Raw genomic sequence first — 20373 nt, 5'->3', positions numbered from 1 at the left:
TGATGCTACGCCTTTTTGCGCGGCAGCCACGCACGGCTGGGGGATCAGTACTCGCTGTATTTGCGCGCGTCGCCGCGCACCTGCTGCGCCGGATATTTCTGCGCATTGAGTTCCATCTTTTCCAGTACGGCCTCATGCAGGTCGACGCCGCTCTTGTCGGCCAGGCGCACCAGATACATCAGCACGTCGGCCAGTTCGTGGCGGATGCCCGCGCGCTTCGCCTCGTCCAGTTCGGCATCCGCGCCCGTGGGCAGCCACTGGTAGTGCTCCACCAGTTCCGCCACTTCCACGGACAGGGCCATGGCCAGATTTTTCGGCGTGTGGAACTGGTCCCAGTCGCGCTCGGTGGCAAAGGCGCGCAGGCGGGCGCGAATGTCGAGCAAGCTGTCGGTGGGCGCGTTCATGCCGCCACCCGCAGCGGTTTTTCCATGAAGACACTGAACGGATCGTCGGGATAGTCGCCGTACGGCCCGCGCCGCTGGTAGCCGTCGCGCGCATACAGGGCGATGGCCTCAGGTTGATGGATGCCCGTCTCTAACGTCAGCAAGCGGCAGCCGCGCGCCAGCGCCTGCTCTTCCAGCAGGGCCAGCAGGCGCTTGGCCAGGCCCAGGCCGCGGCTGTCCGGATGCACGTACATGCGCTTGAGCTCGCCGAAATCGGGCGTGACGACGATGGCGCCGCAGGCGCGCGCCGTGCCTGCCGCATCGCGGGCGACGGCAAACAGCAGGCTGTCCGACGGCACGGATGCCAGATCCAGCGAGTAGACGCACTCGGCCGGATACAGCGTTTGTTGATACGCATCAAGCTCGGCGATCAGGGTTTGCACGTCGGCTTGCTGCGGCGATTCCAGGCGGATAGTCATGGGGGAAGTCGAATGAATGGGATGTCCCCCATGGTATCACCGCGGCCGCGCCAGGCGCATGCTCAGGCCGATGGGCGACATCACAAAACCCATCAGTTCCTGCGCCTCGCCGCCATCGGGCGTGTCGACGCCGGCGATGTCGAAGCTGCCCAGCAGCATGGCCATGGCGATCTTGATTTCCAGCAAGGCCAGGTAGCGGCCGGGGCAGGTGCGCACGCCGGCGCCGAAGGGCATGGCGGCGCGCTTGTTGTTGGCCTCGCTGCTGTCCTCCAGCCAGCGCTCGGGCTGGAACGCCTGCGCGTCGGGAAAGTGCGCGTCGGACACGCTGTCATGGCGCATCACGCACCACAGCATGCTGCCGGCGGGCACGGCCACGTCGCCCACCACCGTGTTGCGCAGCGCTTCGAGCGGGATGTAGGGCGCCACCGGTTTCAAACGCATGGCTTCGCTGGCGCAGGCGCCCAGGTAGTCGAGGCTGTCCATTTGCGCCAGGGTGAAGTGCGCCACGTCGGGCGCCAGGCGCCGCACTTCCTCGCGCGCCTTCGCCAGGCAGTGCGGGTGGCGTTGCAGCAGGTAAATCATCCAGGACAGCGTGTTGGCCGTCGTGTCTTCGCCCGCCAGCAGCATGGTCAGCACATTGCCGGCCACGGCGCGGTCGTCCACGCCGCTGTCGGCTTCGTCGGCGGCGGCGATCATGGCTTCGAGCAGGTTGGGCGGGCGCAAGCGCCGCGCGGGATCGCGCTCCAGGCGCGTGCGCGCCTGCCGCACCAGGTCGGCCACGGCCACGTCCAGCGCCGCCACGTCGCGGTCCAGCCGGCGGTCGACGGGCAGCTTGAAGTAGCGCCAGTACGGCAGCATCGACAGGCTGCGCCGCGCCACGGCGGGCAGGATCGCATCGAGGTGGCGCTGGATCACGTCCTCGCCCGATTCGAGCGTATTGACTGCCGTGCCGAAGGCCAGGCCGGCGATGATGTCGACCGTGTAGCGTTTCAGGTCGCCATCGAGGGTGATGGCCTGGCCTTGCGTGGCGGCAAGATGCCAGCGCCGCTGCAGCCGCTGCGCCACCGTCACGAGGGCGGGGAAGTAGGCCTTGATGGCGCCTGGCGCCATGCCGGCCATGACCATGCGCCGCTGGTTGCGCCACTGCGTGCCCTCGGCCAGGAACAGGCCGGGGTTGCCGCCCATTTCCACCGAAATCTTATAGCTCGACAGCGGGCGCCGGAAGCCGTCCGGGCGCTCGCGCAGCACGGCGGCGACAGCCTCGCTGTCGGCCACCAGCAGCACCAGCGTGCGCCCGAACCAGGCGCGCATGAACGGGCCGTAGCGCCGCACCCACTCTTCCACGTCGCGGTGGATACGCGGCAGTTTTACTTGCAGCGCGTTGCCGATGATGGGTAGTGCGAATGGCCCCGGCAGCTGGCGGATCTGGCGCAGGGCCGTGGTGGCGGCGGGTGCGATGGCGTGGTCGAGCGGGGGCATGGCATTCTCCTGGAGGATGGCGACAATGACCTCACTGTAGCGCGCTTGCGCACGCGCGTCTTGAACGAATACGACATCGCGCGCAAGCAGAAATTGCCGGTACAATCGTCGCCATGCCTGCCGCCCCTACGCCCCTGACCCGTTTGATCGCGCCACGCACCGCGCTCGCTTCCTGCGTGCGCGCCTTCCTCGTGCGCGACACCACGCGCTGCGCGCCGTTGCCGCCAGCGCAGCGCCTGAACCGTTTTCCTGCCACGCCCATGTGCTGCCTGCTGTGGACCGTCGCGGGCGAGGTCGAGGCGGCGGCGCCTGGCCCCGACCTGCTGCATGTGCGCATGCCGCCCGCCCTGTTCAGCGGCCCGCGCGGCTATCCGCTGGTCAGCTACAACCCCGGCCCCGTGCACTCGTTCATGGTGATGCTGTATCCGGCCGCCCTGCATGCGCTGACGGGCATCGACATGGCGGTCCTGTTCGACCAGGTGCGCCCGCTCGAACCCCTGTTCGACGCCGACTGGCTGGCGCTGTCCGATGCCGTGCTGGCCGCACCGGACGACGCGGCGCGCATCGCGCTGGTGGAAGCGTTCCTGGCGCCGCGCTGGGCGGTGGCGCGCAAGAGCGGCGACCATCCGGCCGGCGCCATACAGGACTGGGTGCGCCGCCTGGGGGTGCAGGCGGCATCGACGGGCCTGGCCAGCAGCGCGCGCAATATCGAGCGCCGCATCAAGGCCTGGGCCGGCCAGCCAATGCGCACCTTGCGCCGCATGCGCCGCGCGGAACAGTCGTTTCTCGACGCGCGCGAGGCCATGCTGCAAGGCAATGCCTCATGGAGCGATATCGCCGCCGAGGGCGGTTACGCCGACCAGGCCCACCTGTGCCGCGAGGTGCGCGCCATCACGGGCTTGAGCCCCACCGAACTGGCGCGTGCCAGCCGCGAGGATGAAAGTTACTGGATCTATCGAATATGGACGTAGGTCGGATGAGGGCCGAAGGGCCGTCATCCGACCTACCGCTCGCTGTACACCTTTCCCTTGGATAAAGTGACCTCATGGTGCCCCGCGCCGGGCGCCAGCATGGGGAAGCAGTTTTCCGCGCCATGCACGCGCACGTCGAGGAAGTACGGGCCTTCGGACGCCAGGCAGGTCGTCAATGCCGCGTCGAGTTCCTCGCGCCGGCTCACCGTGTGCGCCTGCCAGCCGAACGCCTGCGCCAGGGCGACGAAGTCGGGCAGCGCTGCCGTGTAGCTGTGGCTGTAGCGCTCGCCGTGGTGCAGCTCCTGCCACTGGCGCACCATGCCCATGTAGCCATTGTTCGACAACACCACTTTGACGGGCAATCGGTGCTGCACGGCCGTGGCCAGTTCCTGGATATTCATCAAAATCGAGGCGTCGCCGCTGACGCACACCACGCATTTTTCGGGATGGGCAATCTGCGCGCCGATGGCGGCTGGCAGTCCATAACCCATGGTGCCGGCGCCGCCCGAGGTCAGCCAGCGGCGCGGCTGCTCGAAGCGCAAATGCTGCGCCGCCCACATCTGGTGCTGGCCCACGTCCGTGGACACGATGGCGTCGACGCTATCCATTCTGTCCAGCGCCGCCTGCAGCCGCCGCATCAGCGCCTGCGGCGCGATCACGTCCGGCGTGTTGTCGAACGCCAGCGAATCCTGCGCGCGCCAGCCGTCGATGCGCCGCCACCACGGCTGGCGGTCCGCCAGCAGGCGTCCGCGCAGCTGCGCCAGCAGGGCGGCCAGCACGGGCGCGCAGTCGCCGCGCAGGGCCACGTCGGCGCGCACCACCTTGCCGATCGACGCCGGATCGATATCGACGTGGATGATTTTTGCGCCGGGACAGAAGGCGTCCAGGCGCCCCGTGACCCGGTCGTCGAAGCGGGCGCCGACGCAGACGATCAGATCCGCATGGTGCATGGCCAGGTTCGCTTCCAAGGTGCCATGCATGCCCAGCATGCCGAGGAAGGCCGGGTGCGAGGCGGGAAAGGCGCCCAGGCCCAACAAGGTCAGGGTGCACGGCGCGGCCGCCAGTTTCACCAGCTGGCCGAAGGCGGCGCAGGCATCGAGGCCGGAATTGATGAGGCCCCCGCCGCCATAGAACACGGGCCGGCGCGCGGAGGCGATCAGGCTGGCGGCATGTTCCAGGTCAGGGCTGTCGGGCAGGGGCGCGGCCGCTGCGGCGGCGGGCGACAGCGGCGTGCTTGCCGCGACGGGCGCCAGCTGCATATCCTTGGGAAAATCGACCAGCACGGGGCCGGGCCGTCCCTGCGTGGCCTGAACAAATGCTTCGTGCACGACGGACGCCGTTTCATCGGCAGTGCGGATTTGCCGGTTCCACTTGGTGACGGGGCGCGAGATGCCCAGCGCGTCGCATTCCTGGAAGGCATTGGTGCCGATGCTGGTGGTGGCCACCTGGCCGCTGATGCAGATGACGGGAATCGAATCGCACAGGGCGTCGAGCAAGCCCGTGGTGGTATTGCTCATGCCGGGGCCGGACGTGACGAAGACGACGCCGGGCCGGCCCGTGCTGCGCGCATAGCCCTCGGCCGCATGCACGGCTGCCTGTTCGTGGCGCACCAGCACGTGGCGCAAGCGGGGCTGCGCGTGCAGCGCGTCGTACAGGGGCAGCACGGCGCCGCCCGGGTAGCCGAAGACGGTGTCGACGCCCAGGGCCAGCAGGGTGTCGATGAGGACGCTGGCGCCGTTGCGCGGCGCAGGATCGTGGGCGGGAGCGAGGAGGGGAGCGGGATCGGGTTTCATGGGTCTATTTTCTGCTTGCCCCGGCAGAAAAGGCTGCTGGTTTTCTCGTATAGAATGCATATTTCAGCAAAATTTGCCGTGAAATAAGGACTTAACAGAATGAAACTGGACAAATTCGACCTCGCCATCCTGACGGCCCTGCAGCAGGATGCCCGCATCAGCCTGCACGAGCTGAGCGCCAAGGTGGGACTGACCTCGTCGCCGTGCTGGGCGCGCATCAAGCGCATGGAAGACGACGGCGTCATCGAGGGTTACACGGTGAACGTCAACGCGGCCAAGGTGGGGCTGGCCGACACCGTCATCGTGCAAGTGACGCTTGACGACCATTCCGACCAGGCCCTGTTCGAGTTCGGCCACGCGCTGGCCATGATCCCCGAAGTGCTGGAAGCGTTTCTCGTCTCCGGCGACTACGATTACTACCTGCGCATCGCGGTCAGCGACACGCGCGACTACGAACGCCTGCTGCGCGAGCGCCTGTATAAGATTCCCGGCATCCGGCACAGCAAATCGAGCTTTGTCTTGCGCCAGCTCAAGCAGAGCTATTTGCCCCTGCAACGATAAGTCTGCCTGCATGGCGGGAGTTTTTCCCTAGTTCCCAGATGGTGGCTGTCCGATACTGGAGAGTAATAAAAACCACTATAAATCGGGGACCCGCATGAAACTGACTTTATTCGCCGCCGCCGCCATGGCGCTGTGCCAGGCGCAGGCCGCCGAACCGGCCGCCGCCAGCCTGGCCGCGAACCTGGCCATCTCCGGTGACTTGCCCACCGTCATCATCACGGGCAGCATGCCCTTGCCCACCGTGGACCAGCCGCGCGATGCGCTGGCCGCGCCCGTGCAGACGGCCAGCGCGCAGCAGATCGCCCGCAGCGGCGCGCTCGATATTTCCGCCTTCTTGCGCCGCAACCTGGGCAGCGTCTACGTGAACGAGGTGCAGAACAATCCGTTCCAGCCCGACGTCAGCTACCGCGGCTATACGGCCTCGCCCCTGCTGGGCACGCCGCAAGGACTGTCCGTGTATCTCGATGGCATGCGGCTGAACCAGCCGTTTGGCGATGTCGTCAGCTGGGACTTGATCCCGCGCATGGCCATCGAATCGCTGACCCTGATGCCCGGCTCGAACCCCCTGTTTGGCCTCAATACCCTGGGCGGCGCGCTGGCCCTGCAGACCAAGGATGGCAGGAGCAGTCCCGGCACCGCCATCGAGGCGCGCCTGGGTTCCGATCAACGGCGTGCCGTGGAGGTCGAACATGGCGGCAGCAATGCGCAGGGCTGGCACTGGTATGTGACGGGCAATCGCTTCAAGGAAGACGGCTGGCGCGACGATTCGCCGTCCGACGTGCGCCAGGTGTTTGGCAAGCTGGGCTGGAGCGATGCGCGCACGGACGTGGCCGTCACCTTGGCCCACGCGGACAATGCGCTGACGGGCAACGGTTTGCAGGAACAGCGCCTGCTGGCGCGCGATTACCGCAGCGTCTACACCAAACCGGACTTGACGCAAAACAAGTCGACCCTGCTGAATGTGACGGGCAAGCACCAGGCCGGCGCTGGTTTGCTATTGTCCGGCAATGTGTACTACCGCAAGATCGACACGCACACGTTCAACGGCGACCTGAACGACGAGTCGCTCGACCAGGCCGTCTACCAGCCCGGCGCGGCCGAGCGGGCGGCGCTGGCGGCCGCCGGCTACACGGGCTTTCCCGCCAGCGGGGCGAACGCCGGCAATACGCCGTTTCCGCAGTGGCGCTGCATCGGCAACGTGCTGCTGAACGATGAGCCGGCCGAAAAGTGCAACGGCATGATCAACCGCAGCCGTACCAAGCAGGAAAACTATGGGTTCTCCGGCCAGTTCACCGCACTGGCCGACGTGGCCGGCATGCGCCATGCCGTCACGGCCGGCGCCGCCTTCGATGCGAGCCACGCCACCTTCCGCCAGACCAGCCAGTTCGGCTATCTGAACCCGGACCGCAGCATCACGCCCGTGGAGTTCTTTGCCGACGGCACGCAGATCGACGACGATGGCACGCCCGTCGACAATCGGGTCGATTTGAGCGGGCGCATGCGCACCTGGAGCGTGTCTGCGAGCGACAGCATGGCGTTCAATCAAGACCTGACGTTGACCGTTTCCGGCCGCTACAACCGCAGCACCGTGCGCAACCGCGATGCCATCACGCCCGGCGGCGGCAGCGGCTCGCTCGATGGCGACCACCGTTTCAGCCGCTTCAATCCCGCCATCGGCCTCGCGTATGCGCCAGCTGCGGGCGTGAGCGCCTACCTCGGCTACAACGAAGGCAGCCGCACGCCGACGGCCATCGAACTCGGTTGTGCCGACCCGGAGAACCCGTGCCGCCTGCCCAACGCCATGGCCGGCGACCCGCCATTGAAACAGGTGGTGACGAAGACGTGGGAAGCGGGCCTGCGCGGCCAGTGGGGCGCGGTGGCCCGCTGGAGCGCCGGCGTGTTCCGCGCGGAGAACCATGACGATATCCTGTTCGTGGCCGACAACCAGGCCGGTTTTGGCTACTTCAAGAATTTCGGCAAGACGCGCCACCAGGGCGTGGAACTGGCGGCCGACGGCAAGGCGGGCGCGCTGGACTTCGGCGTCAACTACACGTGGTTGCAGGCGACGTATCAAAGCCGGGAGCTCGTCAACGGCAGCGCCAACAGCAGCAGCGATGCGGACGCACCGGGCCTGGAAGGCAATATCGTCATCACGCCCGGCAACCGGATTCCCTTGACGCCGAGCCATATCCTGAAGGCGCACGTGGAGGTTCAAGGAGGACGCGACTGGACGGTGGGCCTGGCCATGACGGCCGTGTCGGGCGCCTATGCGCGCGGCAATGAAAACAATGCGCACCAGGCGGGCGGACCGGCTTACCTGGGCGCGGGCAAGAGCGGCGGCTACGCGGTGGTTGAACTGAATGGCAAATACCAGCTGACGCCGCAACTGAGCGTGTTTGCCCAGGTAAATAACCTGTTCGACCGCAAATATGCGACGGCGGCCCAGCTGGGCGCGACGGGTTTCGACGCCAACGGCAATTTCGCCGCCCGGCCGCTGCCCGCCGTGAATGGCGACTATCCGATGGTCAACGCGACCTTCTATGCGGCCGGCGCGCCGCGCAGCGTGAACGTGGGCTTGCGCTATGCGTTTTAAGGCTGGACGTGCTCGATGACGCCGTTGCGCAGCGCAAGATGAACGAGGGCGGCGGGGCCGGGCACGTCGAGCTTTTCCTTGATGCAGGTCTGGTGGTTGGCCACCGTCTTGCTGCTCACGTGCAGCAGGCGGGCGCAGTCGGCGGCGCTGCGCCCTTCGGCCAGCAGGCGGAAGATTTCGAATTCGCGCTGGCTCAGGCTGCTCAAACGCTGCGCTTCCATGCGGGCCGTGCCTTGCAGCACGCCGGGCGCGCTGTGCGGGTCCAGGTAGCGCCGGCCCGCGTGGGCGGCGCGCACGGCGTCGACCAGGTGTTCCGGGTCGGCCTGCTTGCTGATGAAGCCGCAGGCGCCGCCGTCAAACGCGCGCGCGATCAGCTGCGGCGTGTCGTGCATGGAAAACACCAGCACGCGGGCGCTGGCGTCGCGGGCGAGCAGCTTGCGCAGCAATTCCAGGCCGCCGATGCCGGGCATGGACAAATCCGTCACGCAGACGTCGGGCGTGTGCTCCAGGTACAAGCCATATGCCGTTTCGCCATTGCCCGCCTCGGCCACGACGGCGATGTCGCCGCCCTGTTCCAGCAGGCGCCGGTAGCCCGTGCGCACCACCGGATGGTCGTCCACCAGCATCACGCGGATCGGCCGCATATTGCCACTCATTGCGCTCATGGCGTTCATGCCGCGCACCGTGCCGCCAGGGCCACTTCGATGCGCAAGCCGTTGCCCAGCGCGCTGATCCAGCGGATATGGCCGCGCAAGCCAGCCACGCGCTCGCGCATGCCCAGCATGCCGAAACCATCTGCTGGCGTTTTGTCCGGGCACAATCCCTGGCCATTGTCTTCGATGGCCAGGTGCAGCAAGCCGTGCGCATCGGCGCGCAATTCCACCGTGGCCCGGTCGGCGCCCGCGTGGCGCGCCACGTTCGTCAAGCCTTCCTGCACCAGGCGGTAGATGGCGGTGGCAGTGCTGTCGTCGAGGCCGGCGGGGATGGCGTGCGGCGCGAAATGGCAGGCGATGCCGTGCTGCTGGGCCCAGCTGTCGCACAGCGCCTGCAGCGCCGCTTCCAGGCCCAGACTGTCGAGTACGGGCGGGCGCAGCCGGCGCAGCATGCTGCGCACCATCGCATGCAGCGCTTCCGCAGAGCGGGCGATGCTGGCGGCGCAGGCCTGCACGTTTGCCTGGTCGCCCTCGCGCGCGCGCAGGATGTAGCTGGCGGCGGCGCGGATGGCCGTGCAGTCCTGTCCTACCTCATCGTGCAGCTCGCGCGCCAGCGCGCAGCGCTCCTCTTCCTGCGTGCGCAGCAGGCGCTGCGTGAGTGCACGGTTTTGCGCCAGCAGCAGCGCCACCTGGCGTCCGCGCCACACGGCAAAGCCGGCCAGCGCCAATATCAGCAGCAGCAGGCTCAGGGCCAGTTCATCGAGTTGCCAGTGCTCCTGGCGCCAGAGCGCGTGCGTCAGCCGTTCCGCCATATCCAGCCTGGCGGCCAGCAGGAAAAAAGCCAGCGCCAGCGCGCAGCACAGCAGGACGGTCCGGCGCGGCCGGGAGTGCGCGCTTGTCTGGGTGTCAAGTTGATGGTGTTCCATGATGCTGCTCCCTGAGCACGGTCGATGTCGTTGTTGTGCAAGCTTCATGCCATCGGCGCCGTGGCACCGGGGGCGCGTCTTGCGGGGGGCGGTGGAGATCGATAACTGTTCCAGGATGGAACAGGTGTACCGCGATGTGACGGGGGAGGCCGGCGCGGCAGGCGCGGTTTTCGAGCTTATCTGAAGTGAGGCCGGCGCGCTGGCGCGCACGCCAGCCGTGCGATGCATTGTTGTTCAGATGTAACGTTGAGACTCCTCAAGCTTTCATAGATAAAACAAAACAAAGTTTCGTGGAGTTAGATAAAAAATAAATAAATGATATTAAAAATATGATATTTGTTTTATGCGATTTGCTATATTTGTTGACACTTTTGTGAAAAAGCTGAAAGCGGGCGCCAGACCTGCCGACCTATCTATCCACAACAATCAAGGGAATAGAATGAATCGTCCATCACATGCGCGGGTATCGCCCGCCACCGCCACTCCGCCCGCTACCCGCGGTCGCACCACCGTCCTTGCCGCGTTGGCCACCCTGTCCGTGCTGGCCTCGGCGCCCGCCATGGCCGGTGTCCTGACCTTCGATAACTTGCGCCCCGACATATATGAAAGCGGCCAGACGCTCAATACGTCGAGCTACAACCTGCTGTTCCTGGCCGACCCGACGACGGCTGCCGGCGGCGGCGTCAGCGGCGTGGGCGCCATTCTCGATGGCCGCGCGGGTTCGTCGTGCGATATCGCCGCCTGCCCGCAGGGCGCCAGCGGCAATTATCTGGCCATCCTCAACGATGGCGGCGTGAATTTCGCGCGTGCCGACCACCAGGCATTCACCCTGGCCGGTTTCGACTATTCCTTCATCGCGCCCGTGTCCGGCTTGCCCAACATGCAGTGGGGCGAACTGCAGCTGAGCGGCACCCTCAGCAACGGCCAGGTGGTCAGCACCTCGCTGGCGTTTCCCGGCCAGGGCAGCGATGGCAGCTACTATTTCCAGAGCGCTTCCCTGCTGGGCGGCTTCAGCAACTATGCGTTTACGGGCCTGACCTTCAACGCCTGCATTTTCAACGACACTGGCGCGTGCAGCAATTCCCTCGATTTCCCCGCCTTTAACCAGGGCCAGTTCGCGCTCGACAATATCAATGTCAGCGCCGTGCCGGAACCGTCGACCTACATGCTGATGCTGGCCGGCCTGGGCGCCATCGGCATGCTGTCGCGCCGCCGCAGCGGCAAGTTCGTCGCGCTCACCGTGCAAGGAGCGTGAGATGAAATTACGTCCCGTTTCACTCGCTATCCTCCTGCTGGCCGCCAGCCTGGCGCAAGCGGCGCAGGCGCAGGAACGCCGCTCCTACATCGTGCAACTGGTCGACAAGCCGGCCGCCACCTACACGGGCCAGGTCGACGGCCTGGCCGCCACCAAGCCGGCCCCGGGCGCGCGCATCAACGTGGGCGCCGCCGATGTGCAGGCCTACCTGAGCTACCTCGACACCAAACAGGCCGCCGTGGCCGGCACCGTCAGCGCGGCGGAAATCACGCACCAGTACAGCGTCGTCTTCAACGGCTTTTCCGCCTTGCTGACGGATGATGAAGTGCGGGCCCTGAAGAAAAACAGCGGCGTGGCCAGCATCAGCGCCGATTCCGTCCTGCAGCTCGACACCAGCTACACGCCCAGCTTCCTGGGCCTGGACAAGCCGGGCGGCATCTGGGAGCAGCTGGGCGGCAAGGCGCACGCCGGTGAAGACATCATCATCGGCATCGTCGACAGCGGCATCTGGCCGGAGAACACGGCCTTTGCCGACCGCCTCGACGAGAACGGCGTGCCCAGTCACAGCGGCAACAATGTCGTGTACGGCGCGCCACCGGCCAGCTGGCAGGGCGCTTGCCAGACGGGCGAGGGATTTTCCGCCGAGAATTGCAACAACAAGTTGATCGGTGCGCGCTACTACCGCGCCGCCACCTCGGCGCTGCACTGGACGGAATTTTTGTCGCCGCGCGATTCCGTCGCCGGCCTGACGGGACACGGCGGCCATGGCACGCACACGGCCTCCACGGCCGGCGGCAACAATGGCGCCATCGCCACCTCGAACGGCGTATCGCTGGGCAAGGCCTCGGGCATGGCGCCGCGCGCCCGCATCGCCGCCTATAAAGTGTGCTGGACGGCTGCCTCGACGGGCCGCAACGGTTGCGCCACGGCCGACAGCGTGGCCGCCATCGACCAGGCGGTCAAGGATGGCGTGAACGTCATCAACTTCTCCATCGGCCCGAACGCGGGCGGCGGCGCCTTCGATGAGCCGACGGAAGTGGCCTTCCTCGGCGCAGCTGCAGCGGGCGTGTTTGTCGCCACGTCCGGCGGCAATTCCGGCCCGGCCACGCCCGCACCCGACGTGCCGGCGCCCGTGTCGCACATCAGCCCGTGGTTGGCAACAGTCGCCAATTCCACCCACAACCGCTTGTACGCGGGCAATGTCATCCTCAGCAACGGCAGCAAACTGGAAGGCGCGTCGAGCAATGCGAATACGCCGGCGCTGCCGCTGATCCGCTCGCGCGACGCGGGCCTGGCCGGCGTGCTGCCGACGGACGTCAATTTGCTGCGCTGCTTCGGCGCGGCCGATGCCACCTCGGCGTATCTGGATCCGGCGAAAGTGGCCGGCAAGGTGCTCGTGTGCGACCGTGGCGGCAACGTGCTGGTCAACAAGAGCGCGAATGCGAAGACGGCCGGCGCCGCGGGTGTGGTCATCGCCAACGTGGCCGGCGGCGCCAACACCGTCATCAACCAGGCGCACGCGCTGTCGACGGTGCACCTGGCGCAGGCGCAGGGCGACGCGCTGAAGGCCTTCATGGCGTCCAATCCGGACGGCACGGCGGCATTGGGCGAAATCCATACCATCGCCGACACGACCGTACAGGCGCCCATCGTCAGCGACCGTTCCTCGCGCGGGCCGAACGTGGCCAACGCGAACATCCTCAAACCGGACCTGTCGGCGCCCGGCACCAACGTGCTGGCCGGCGTGACGGCCGACCTGACCCCGGCGCAGCGCGATGCCGTGGCGGCCGGCGGCGTGGCGCCAGCGGCCGAGTGGGATTTCTATTCCGGCACGTCGATGGCCAGCCCGCACGTGGCCGGCGTGGCGGCGCTGCTCAAGCAGCAGCATCCGGACTGGTCGCCCGCAGCCATCAAGTCGGCATTGATGACGACGGCCTTCAGCACCTATTCGGATGGCTTGAACGGTTCCGTGTCGTGGGATGCCACGGCGAAGAATTCGGGCCAGCTGCCATGGGGCCAGGGCGCCGGCCATATCGCGCCGAACAGCGCGGCCGATCCCGGCCTCGTGTACGACATGTCGGAAATCGACTATGCGCGCTTCCTGTGCGGCCTGAACCTGAAGGTCTACAGCGCCGCCACCTGCCAGGCCATCGGCACCATCCCGGCCTATAACCTGAACCTGGCGTCGCTGACGGCGGCCAACGTGCTGGGCACGCAAACCCTGACGCGCATGGTGACCAACGTGGGCGCCAGCAGCGCCGTCTACAACGTCTCGGCCAGCCTGCCCGGCTATACGGTGGCGGTGACGCCAACGAGCCTGAGTCTGGCGCCGGGCGCCAAGGGCCAGTACCAGGTCAAGCTGACGCGCACCACGGCGCCGGCCAATACCTGGACCTATGGCGCCCTGAGCTGGACGGATGGCACGCACACGGTGCGCAGCCCGCTGACGGCGCGCGGCACCTCGCTGGTCGCCATCCCGCTGGTGAAGAGCGAAGCGGCCACGGGCAGCAAGGTGCTGACCCTGGGAACGGGCTTCACGGGCGCGCTGGTGGGCGTCAAGTCGGGTCTCGTCGAAGCCGTGCGCCAGGCGCGCACGATCGGCCAGGCAGCGACGGGCGCTGCCGCATCGGCTGCCTGCAAGGCCGGTGGCGCCACGGGCGTGAACGTGCACAGCGTGGTCATCCCGGCCGGCACCCTGGCGGCGCGCTTTGCCACCTACGATGCGGAAACGACGGGCGGCGCAAATACCGACCTGGACATGGAGGTCTACAACGCCGCCAATGTGCTGGTCGGCAGCAGCGGCAATGAAAGTTCCAATGAACAAGTGGAACTGCGCCTGCCTGCCGCTGGCACCTACAAGGTATGCGTGATCGGTTATGCGCCGCAAAACGGCCAGGCCGACTACACCTTGTCGTCGTGGGTGCTGGCGCCGGGCCTGTCGAATGGCGGCTTCAAGGCGCTGATGCCGGGTACGGCCTACACGGGCGGTACCGCGTCGGTCTCCCTGAGCTGGTCCAACCTGGCCGAAGGCAAGCGCCACCTGGGCGCCGTCGGCTACCAGGTGGGCGGCGTGCTGCAGGGCGTGACGGTGGTCGAGGTCAATACCAATGATCCCGTGCCGCTGTTCCAGAACGCACGCGGCGCCAGGCCTGTGCTGGCTGACTAAACGGTTCATTGTGTGAACGCAAGGCGTGCTTCCGGGCACGCCTTTTTTTTATTCATTCACCCCCGTTCAGGAGGAATAGCACTTGCATGGCGGTAACGCCCCCGGTATCTTGTCGGATAGCCATGGCTTTGTGCCCTGGCATTCTTGGGGAGTCGCGCGTGACCAGTTTCCGCACCAATACCGATCGCCTGCTGGAAGTGCGCCTGCAGGATGAAAAAGTGCTGGCGATTGCCGGCGCGATGGTCGCCTATACGGGCGCCATCAAATTTGAAAAGTCCCTGCTCGGTGGCGAGGGCCTGTTCGGCGCGCTCAAGCGCAAGGTGACGAACGAAGGCATGCAAGTGATGCAGGCTTCAGGCAGCGGCACGGTGTTTTTCGCGCAGAATGCGGCCGAGATCACCGTCATGGCGCTGGCCGGCGAAAAGTTGACCATCGAAAGCAGCAGCCTGCTGGCCTACGACACCAGCCTGAAGACGGGCACCAGCTTTGCGGGCTTGCGCGGCGCCAGCTCGGGCCAGGGCCTGTTTTCCACCACCGTCGAAGGCCATGGCAACCTGGCCGTCATTTCGCGCGGCAACCTGATCATGCTGGAAGTGACGCCGGCGCACCCGCTGCGCGTGGACCCGGACGCCTTCGTCGGCTTCAAGGGCGACATCCGCCAGGAATTCGTTTTTGACGTCAACTGGCGCACCATGATCGGCCAGAGCTCGGGCGAATCGTACCAGCACAAATTCACAGGCCAGGGCGTGGTGTTCATCCAGCCCGCCGAACGTTAAGTCAGCGAGGACCCGCCATGCCTGTCTATCAGCAGATCAATGAAAAGATGCTTGAGGTCAAACTCGGCAATGAAGAAGTGTTCGCGCGCAAGGGCGCCATGGTGTCCTACCAGGGCGATGTGGCGTTCAGCCGCGCCTTCCTGGCCGGCCAGGGCGTGCAAAGCCTGGCCATGCGCGCCGTCACGAGCGAAGGCTACGCCATGATGTCGGCGCGTGGCACGGGCAGCGTGTTTTATGCGCAGGGCGGCCTGTTCGTCACCATCGTCCCCGTGCGCGGCGAAACGTTCTATGTGGAAAGCGATTCCCTGCTGGCCTTCGATGCGCGCCTGACGGCTGGCACCATGTTCCTCGGCAACCAGGGCGGCGTGCAGGGCGTGGTGCGCGGCATGGCCTCGGGCCAGGGCTTGTTTACCACCACCTTGCAAGGCACGGGCGAAGTGGCGATTTTGTCGGACGGAAATGCCATCGGCTTGCCCGTCACGCCGGACGTGCCCGTGTTTGTCGACCCGCAGGCGTATATCGGCCACACGGGGCAGCTGAGCTCGGCCATCGTCACGGACCTGAACTGGAAAACCTTCGTCGGCCAGGCGTCCGGCGAATCGTACCAGGTGAAGTTCACGGGCCAGGGCACGGTCTATATCCAAGCGAGCGAAAGGTAAGCCATGACGATTTACACTCCCGATACCTTGCCGAAGAACGATAACCTGAACCGTTTTTCGTATGTCATCGACGTCAAGGAACAGATCTTCATTCGCAAGGGCAAGATGATCGCCTTCTATGGCGAGTTGCGCTTCGAAGCCATGGGTAGCAGCGTGCTCGACCTGATCGTGCGCAACGCCTTCAATGCGCCCAAATACCTCCACCACTTTGTCGTGGCGCAAGGGCAAGGCCAATTGATTTTGGGCGACAACGGCAACGACCTGGCCTGCTACGACCTGGACAACGCCAACATGACCATCCGCGCGAAAAACCTGCTGGGTTTTACGAAGGACGTGATTTGCCAGGAATCGACCTTGCCCGGTTATCTGACCATGATCGGCACGGGCAAGGTGATCGCCTCGTCGAACGGCCCCGTGCACTTCCTGGAACTGCCATGCCGCGTCGACGAGCAGGCCGTGCTGGGCTGGGCCGATTGCCCCAGCCCCTCGTATCACTACGACTACGCCCACGTGCAGGGCTGGGCCTCGGCCGCCGGCGCGCTCACCGGTTTCAGTTTGTCGGGCGAGGAAAAGCAGATCGACTTCACGGGCGCCGGCACGGTGCTGGTGCAATCGTCCGAGCTGGACGTGACGGGCAGCTCCGCCCTGATGCAGCTGCTGGCGCAATTGCCGCTGCTGGGCAAGGAAGACCTCGGTACCCTGAGTCTTTCGGTCCAGCAGCAGATGAAGGACAGTCGTTAAGACTATGGAGTCCAAGAGTACCTGACAGAATCGTAGCGAGCGGAAGGGAGAGGTAGCCGAGAAGCGCAACCGTACTAAAGTACGGTGAGCATCGCAGGCTGCCTATACCGACGCGCAGTAGGTTCGGTCAGGTACTCAAGGCCGCGCCCAGCCGGGCGGCCGCTTTTCCAGGAAGGCGGTGACGCCTTCGTCCGCATCCTCTTCCATCATGTTGCGCGCCATCACGTCGCCCGCATACGCATACGCCTCGTCCAGCGGCAGCTGGCGCTGCCGGTAGAACATCTGCTTGCCGTAGCGGATGGCCGTCGGGCTTTTTGCCATGATCTGCTGCGCCAGGCGCGCCACGGCCTCGTCGAGCGCCGTGTCGGCCACCGTCTCATTGACCAGGCCCCAGTCGGCGGCCGTGTCGGCGTCGATGAAGCGGCCCGTCACCAGCATGTCGAAGGCCCGCTTGGCCGACACATTGCGCGACAGGGCGACCGATGGCGTGGCGCAGAACAGGCCCACGTTGATGCCGGAGACGGCAAAACGGGCCGAGGCGCCCGCCACGGCCAGGTCGCAGCTGGCGACCAGCTGGCAGCCGGCCGCCGTGGCGATGCCGTGCACGCGGGCAATCACGGGCACGGGCAAGGTTTGAATGGCTTGCATCACGCGCGAGCATTGCGCGAACAGGGTTTGATAGTAATCAAGCTGGCGCGTGGCTTGCATCTGGCGCAAGTCGTGGCCCGCGCAAAAGGCCTTGCCTTCGGCGGCCAGCACCGCGCAGCGCACGTGCGGCTGCCCGGCGATGAGGTCGAGTTCAGCCTGCAGCGCCGCCAGCATGGCTTCCGACAGGGCATTGAATTGCAGGGGACGGTTCAGGCGCAGGGTGACGAGGCCACCCTCGTCCTCGCGCAGCACCAGCGGTGCCTGCGTGTCATGTGTTGCGGTCATGCGGTCTCCAGTGGCCTGATGGCCTTGTTGTTTTAGGAAATCTTATTTGGCGGCATTCACGCTGCCGATGCCGGCGACCGATTTGTGCACGATCTTCGGCTTGCCGTAATACGTCAGTTCGCCCATGCCGCGCACGACGGCGTTCAGTTCGCCCGAGGAATATACCTTGACGGAGCCGATGCCTTCAAAATTGACGTCGACGTTTTTCGCCAGCAAGGCTTTCGTATCGACTTCGCCCACGCCTTGCGCCTTCAGGCGCAGCCAGTCAACCTGGCCATCGGCGGCCAGGCGGCCCGCGCCCTTGTAGCTGATGTCGACTCTTGGGCCATGGAGCTTGGTCAGGATTTTTTCGCCCGCGCCTTCCGCGATCAGCTTGCGCAAGGTGGGCATGGTGATGATGATGCGCGGGTCGCCTTCCGTCTTCTTGATATCTTTATCCTTCATGGAAATCTTCAGCTCGCCATCGACCACTTCCGTGATCACGCCGCTGAGGAATTTCTGGTCGCCGCGCAGCAGCAGGCTTTGCTCCTTGCCCGATTCGACTTCGATGCTGATGGGGCCGCGGATGTCGATGGCGTTGAAGGCGCTGACCGTGCGGGTTTGCTCGTCGGCATGCGCGAGGGTGGAGAGGCAGGCGAGCGACAGGACTGACAACAGAAACAGAGGGCGCATGGCGGTTTCCTTGAGTAGTTGATCAGTGTATTCTATTGTGCAACATCTCCATTGGGGAGAAATTTGCGACGAACTGCACAAATCGCGGCGCGGATGACCGCTGCCATCGGGCTGCCGCGCGCCCGGCGAGGCGCCGTTGGGCTATGCTATGGCATACCGCGTCCTGGAGACTGCATGAAAAATTACCATAAAGAAGATTATCCCGTCGCCGATATCCGCCGCTTTCTCGAACCGGGGCCGGTGGTGCTCGTCAGTTCAACGTGGAATGGTGAAAGCGACGTCATGACCATGGCCTGGCACATGCTGATGGAATTTACGCCATCCTTGCTGGGCTGCTTCATTTCCGACGCGAACCACAGCTATGAAATGATCAAGCGCAGCATGGAATGCGTGATCAACCTGCCCACGGCCGACATGGTCGACCAGGTGGTGGCCATCGGCAATTGCAGCGGCGCAGACACGGACAAGTTCACGGCCTTCGGCCTGACGCCGCAGCCGGCCGAACTGGTGGGCGCGCCCCTGATCGCCGAGTGCTACGCCAACTTCGAATGCAAGCTGGCGCAGGTGGCGGGTAATCCGAAGGGCGGCTTCTTCATCTTCGAGTGCGTGAAAGCCCATGTGGCCACCTCGCCCAAGCTGCCCGAAACCCTGCACTACCGTGGCAACGGCGAGTTCATGGTGTCGGGCCGGACCATCAGCCGCAAAAGCCTGATGAAGCCTGAAATGAGTTAACCCCAAACGCAAGGGCCGGGGTCGGACCCTGAGGGTCCGACCCCAGATTTTGTCATTGGGTTAAATGACTCCCTGCGCCAGCATGGCGTCGGCGACTTTGACGAAGCCGGCGATATTGGCGCCGTCGACATAGCTGACGGTGCCATCGGCGCGCGTGCCGTATTGCTTGCACGCCGCGTGGATGCCTTGCATGATCTGCAGCAAGCGCGCGTCGACTTCTTCGCGCGGCCAGGAAATGCGGGCCGCATTCTGGCTCATTTCCAGGCCGGAAGTCGCCACGCCGCCAGCATTGCTGGCCTTGCCCGGCGCATACAGCACGCCGGCTGCCTCGAACGCCTTGGCCGCCTCGATGGTGGTAGGCATGTTGGCGCCTTCGGCCACGCATTGCACGCCATTGGCGATCAAGGTGCGCGCATCGTCGATGTTCAATTCATTTTGCGTGGCGCAAGGCAGGGCGATGTCGACCGGCACATGCCATGGCGACACGCCCGCCTCGAAGCGCACGCCCGTGCGTTCGGCGTAGTCGCTGACCCGGCCGTACAGATGGTTCTTGATCTCCATCAGAATGGCCAGCTTTTCCGGCGTAAAGCCTTCTTCGTCGATGACGGTACCGCTCGAATCGGAGACGGTGATGACTTTCGCGCCCATGGCCATGGCTTTTTCCACCGCGTACTGCGCCACGTTGCCCGAGCCGGACACGGACACGCGCATGCCTTCGAACGAGCGGCCCCGCGTTTTCAACATTTCTTCAGCAAAATACACGGTGCCGTAGCCCGTCGCTTCCGGACGCATCAGCGAGCCGCCGAAGCTGGCGCCCTTGCCCGTGAACACGCAGTCGGCGCGGTTGCTGAGTTTTTTCATCATACCGGCCATGTAACCCACTTCGCGCCCGCCCACGCCGATGTCGCCGGCCGGCACGTCCGTGTCCGAGCCCACATGACGGAACAGTTCGCTGACGAAGGCCTGGCAGAAGCGCATCACTTCGCCCGGGCTCTTGCCCTTCGGATCGAAATCGGCGCCGCCCTTGCCGCCGCCCATCGGTAACGTGGTCAGCGCATTCTTGAACGTTTGTTCGAAGGCGAGGAATTTCAGCACGGACAGGGTGACGGAAGGGTGGAAGCGGATGCCGCCCTTGTATGGCCCGATGGCCATGCTGTGCTGGATGCGGTAGCCGCGATTGACTTGTACTTGCCCATGGTCATCGACCCACGACACGCGGAACATCACCACGCGCTCGGGCTCGATCAAGCGTTCCAGCAAGCCTTGTTCCGCGTATTTCGGGTGCTGTTCCAGGAACGGCCACAAGCTCTCCATGACTTCGGTGACGGCTTGCAGAAACTCGGGCTGACCTGGATTGCGTGCGGCGACATGCTGGACATACTCGTGAGCAGATGCGTATTTCATCAGAATTCCATGGAGGTAATCGGTTATTTGGGCAACTATCATCGCAGATTTCGCACAAAAATGGTGCGGAAATTTGGTTTTGAGGGGTTTCTGCTACATTGTGGGGATTTTTGAGCGCTCTGCGGCCGATGCGCGTGGTAAACGACAACGCCAGCCCGAAGGCTGGCGTTGTCGTTGCGGCTCGCCTGGTCAAGCCA

The 20373-nt window shown here is 65.3% G+C and carries 18 protein-coding genes; 9 read left to right on the top strand and 9 right to left on the bottom strand.

Features of this window, described 5'->3' with window-relative positions:
- Positions 1 to 44: 44 nt before the first annotated feature.
- The 3 genes from AC54AF_RS21240 to AC54AF_RS21230 are packed head-to-tail and all read right to left on the bottom strand — an operon-like array spanning position 45 to position 2341.
- The gene (locus AC54AF_RS21240) at positions 45 to 404 is read right to left on the bottom strand and encodes a nucleotide pyrophosphohydrolase (protein WP_496638121.1); all 360 of its coding nucleotides are present in this window, start codon (positions 402 to 404) and stop codon (positions 45 to 47) included.
- Entirely contained in the window at positions 401 to 862 is a 462-nt protein-coding gene (locus AC54AF_RS21235) for a GNAT family N-acetyltransferase (RefSeq protein ID WP_496638120.1), read from the bottom strand. Before AC54AF_RS21235 ends, AC54AF_RS21240 begins: the two co-directional genes overlap by 4 nt.
- Positions 863 to 898: 36 nt before the next feature.
- Positions 899 to 2341 carry a cytochrome P450 gene (locus AC54AF_RS21230; RefSeq protein ID WP_496638119.1) on the bottom strand — a complete coding sequence of 481 codons (1443 nt, stop codon included), beginning with the start codon at positions 2339 to 2341 and terminating at the stop codon, positions 899 to 901.
- Between the two features lie 113 nt (positions 2342 to 2454).
- Here AC54AF_RS21230 and AC54AF_RS21225 point away from each other — a divergent pair, with 113 nt between their 5' ends.
- A complete protein-coding gene (locus AC54AF_RS21225) occupies positions 2455 to 3312 on the top strand; it encodes a helix-turn-helix domain-containing protein (RefSeq protein WP_496638118.1) in 858 nt (285 codons plus the stop codon).
- A gap of 32 nt (positions 3313 to 3344) precedes the next feature.
- Here AC54AF_RS21225 and ilvB read toward each other — a convergent pair whose 3' ends face one another.
- Positions 3345 to 5105 carry a biosynthetic-type acetolactate synthase large subunit gene (gene ilvB / locus AC54AF_RS21220; RefSeq protein ID WP_496638117.1) on the bottom strand — a complete coding sequence of 587 codons (1761 nt, stop codon included), beginning with the start codon at positions 5103 to 5105 and terminating at the stop codon, positions 3345 to 3347.
- 99 nt (positions 5106 to 5204) lie between these two features.
- Between ilvB and AC54AF_RS21215 the strand changes: the two genes are divergently transcribed.
- Both AC54AF_RS21215 and AC54AF_RS21210 read left to right on the top strand, forming a co-directional pair.
- Positions 5205 to 5666, top strand: coding sequence for an Lrp/AsnC family transcriptional regulator (locus AC54AF_RS21215; RefSeq protein ID WP_034784295.1), 462 nt, complete (start codon positions 5205 to 5207; stop codon positions 5664 to 5666).
- Between the two features lie 94 nt (positions 5667 to 5760).
- Positions 5761 to 8259, top strand: a complete 2499-nt coding sequence (locus AC54AF_RS21210) for a TonB-dependent receptor (RefSeq protein ID WP_496638116.1) — start codon at positions 5761 to 5763, stop codon at positions 8257 to 8259.
- On the opposite strand, the gene AC54AF_RS21205 is transcribed toward AC54AF_RS21210, so the two are convergent.
- Both AC54AF_RS21205 and AC54AF_RS21200 read right to left on the bottom strand, forming a co-directional pair.
- Positions 8256 to 8924, bottom strand: coding sequence for a response regulator (locus tag AC54AF_RS21205; protein ID WP_496638115.1), 669 nt, complete (start codon positions 8922 to 8924; stop codon positions 8256 to 8258). The genes AC54AF_RS21210 and AC54AF_RS21205 overlap by 4 nt on opposite strands.
- A 5-nt stretch (positions 8925 to 8929) precedes the next feature.
- Positions 8930 to 9838 (bottom strand): histidine kinase, encoded by a 909-nt coding sequence (locus tag AC54AF_RS21200; protein WP_496638114.1) that lies wholly within the window; start codon positions 9836 to 9838, stop codon positions 8930 to 8932.
- Positions 9839 to 10277: 439 nt separating this feature from the next.
- Between AC54AF_RS21200 and AC54AF_RS21195 the strand changes: the two genes are divergently transcribed.
- The 5 genes from AC54AF_RS21195 (at position 10278) to AC54AF_RS21175 (ending at position 16435) form a co-directional block, all read left to right on the top strand.
- Positions 10278 to 11093: an NF038120 family PEP-CTERM protein gene (locus tag AC54AF_RS21195; protein ID WP_496638113.1), complete on the top strand. Its 816-nt coding sequence runs from the start codon at positions 10278 to 10280 to the stop codon at positions 11091 to 11093.
- Between the two features lies 1 nt (position 11094).
- On the top strand, positions 11095 to 14259 hold the full coding sequence (locus AC54AF_RS21190; RefSeq protein ID WP_496638112.1) for a S8 family serine peptidase: 3165 nt from the start codon (positions 11095 to 11097) through the stop codon (positions 14257 to 14259).
- Between the two features lie 122 nt (positions 14260 to 14381).
- The gene (locus AC54AF_RS21185; protein WP_496638111.1) at positions 14382 to 15035 is read left to right on the top strand and encodes an AIM24 family protein; all 654 of its coding nucleotides are present in this window, start codon (positions 14382 to 14384) and stop codon (positions 15033 to 15035) included.
- A 17-nt stretch (positions 15036 to 15052) separates the two neighbouring features.
- Positions 15053 to 15694 carry an AIM24 family protein gene (locus AC54AF_RS21180; protein WP_496638110.1) on the top strand — a complete coding sequence of 214 codons (642 nt, stop codon included), beginning with the start codon at positions 15053 to 15055 and terminating at the stop codon, positions 15692 to 15694.
- A 3-nt stretch (positions 15695 to 15697) separates the two neighbouring features.
- Positions 15698 to 16435 (top strand): AIM24 family protein, encoded by a 738-nt coding sequence (locus tag AC54AF_RS21175; protein WP_496638109.1) that lies wholly within the window; start codon positions 15698 to 15700, stop codon positions 16433 to 16435.
- Positions 16436 to 16570: 135 nt separating this feature from the next.
- Here the strand turns inward: AC54AF_RS21175 and AC54AF_RS21170 are convergent, their stop codons facing one another.
- Together AC54AF_RS21170 and AC54AF_RS21165 are read right to left on the bottom strand one after the other, a co-directional pair.
- Positions 16571 to 17368 carry an enoyl-CoA hydratase gene (locus AC54AF_RS21170; protein ID WP_496638108.1) on the bottom strand — a complete coding sequence of 266 codons (798 nt, stop codon included), beginning with the start codon at positions 17366 to 17368 and terminating at the stop codon, positions 16571 to 16573.
- A gap of 42 nt (positions 17369 to 17410) precedes the next feature.
- Complete coding sequence (locus AC54AF_RS21165; protein ID WP_496638107.1) at positions 17411 to 18040, bottom strand: head GIN domain-containing protein; 630 nt, start codon at positions 18038 to 18040, stop codon at positions 17411 to 17413.
- 174 nt (positions 18041 to 18214) lie between these two features.
- Here AC54AF_RS21165 and AC54AF_RS21160 point away from each other — a divergent pair, with 174 nt between their 5' ends.
- Positions 18215 to 18772 (top strand): flavin reductase family protein, encoded by a 558-nt coding sequence (locus AC54AF_RS21160; RefSeq protein WP_496638106.1) that lies wholly within the window; start codon positions 18215 to 18217, stop codon positions 18770 to 18772.
- A gap of 60 nt (positions 18773 to 18832) precedes the next feature.
- Here the strand turns inward: AC54AF_RS21160 and gdhA are convergent, their stop codons facing one another.
- The gene (gdhA, locus tag AC54AF_RS21155; protein WP_496638105.1) at positions 18833 to 20176 is read right to left on the bottom strand and encodes an NADP-specific glutamate dehydrogenase; all 1344 of its coding nucleotides are present in this window, start codon (positions 20174 to 20176) and stop codon (positions 18833 to 18835) included.
- Positions 20177 to 20373 lie beyond the last annotated feature (197 nt).

This window comes from Janthinobacterium sp. JF4, from assembly GCF_059617925.1.
This window is presented reverse-complemented; position numbering and strand designations above follow the sequence as displayed.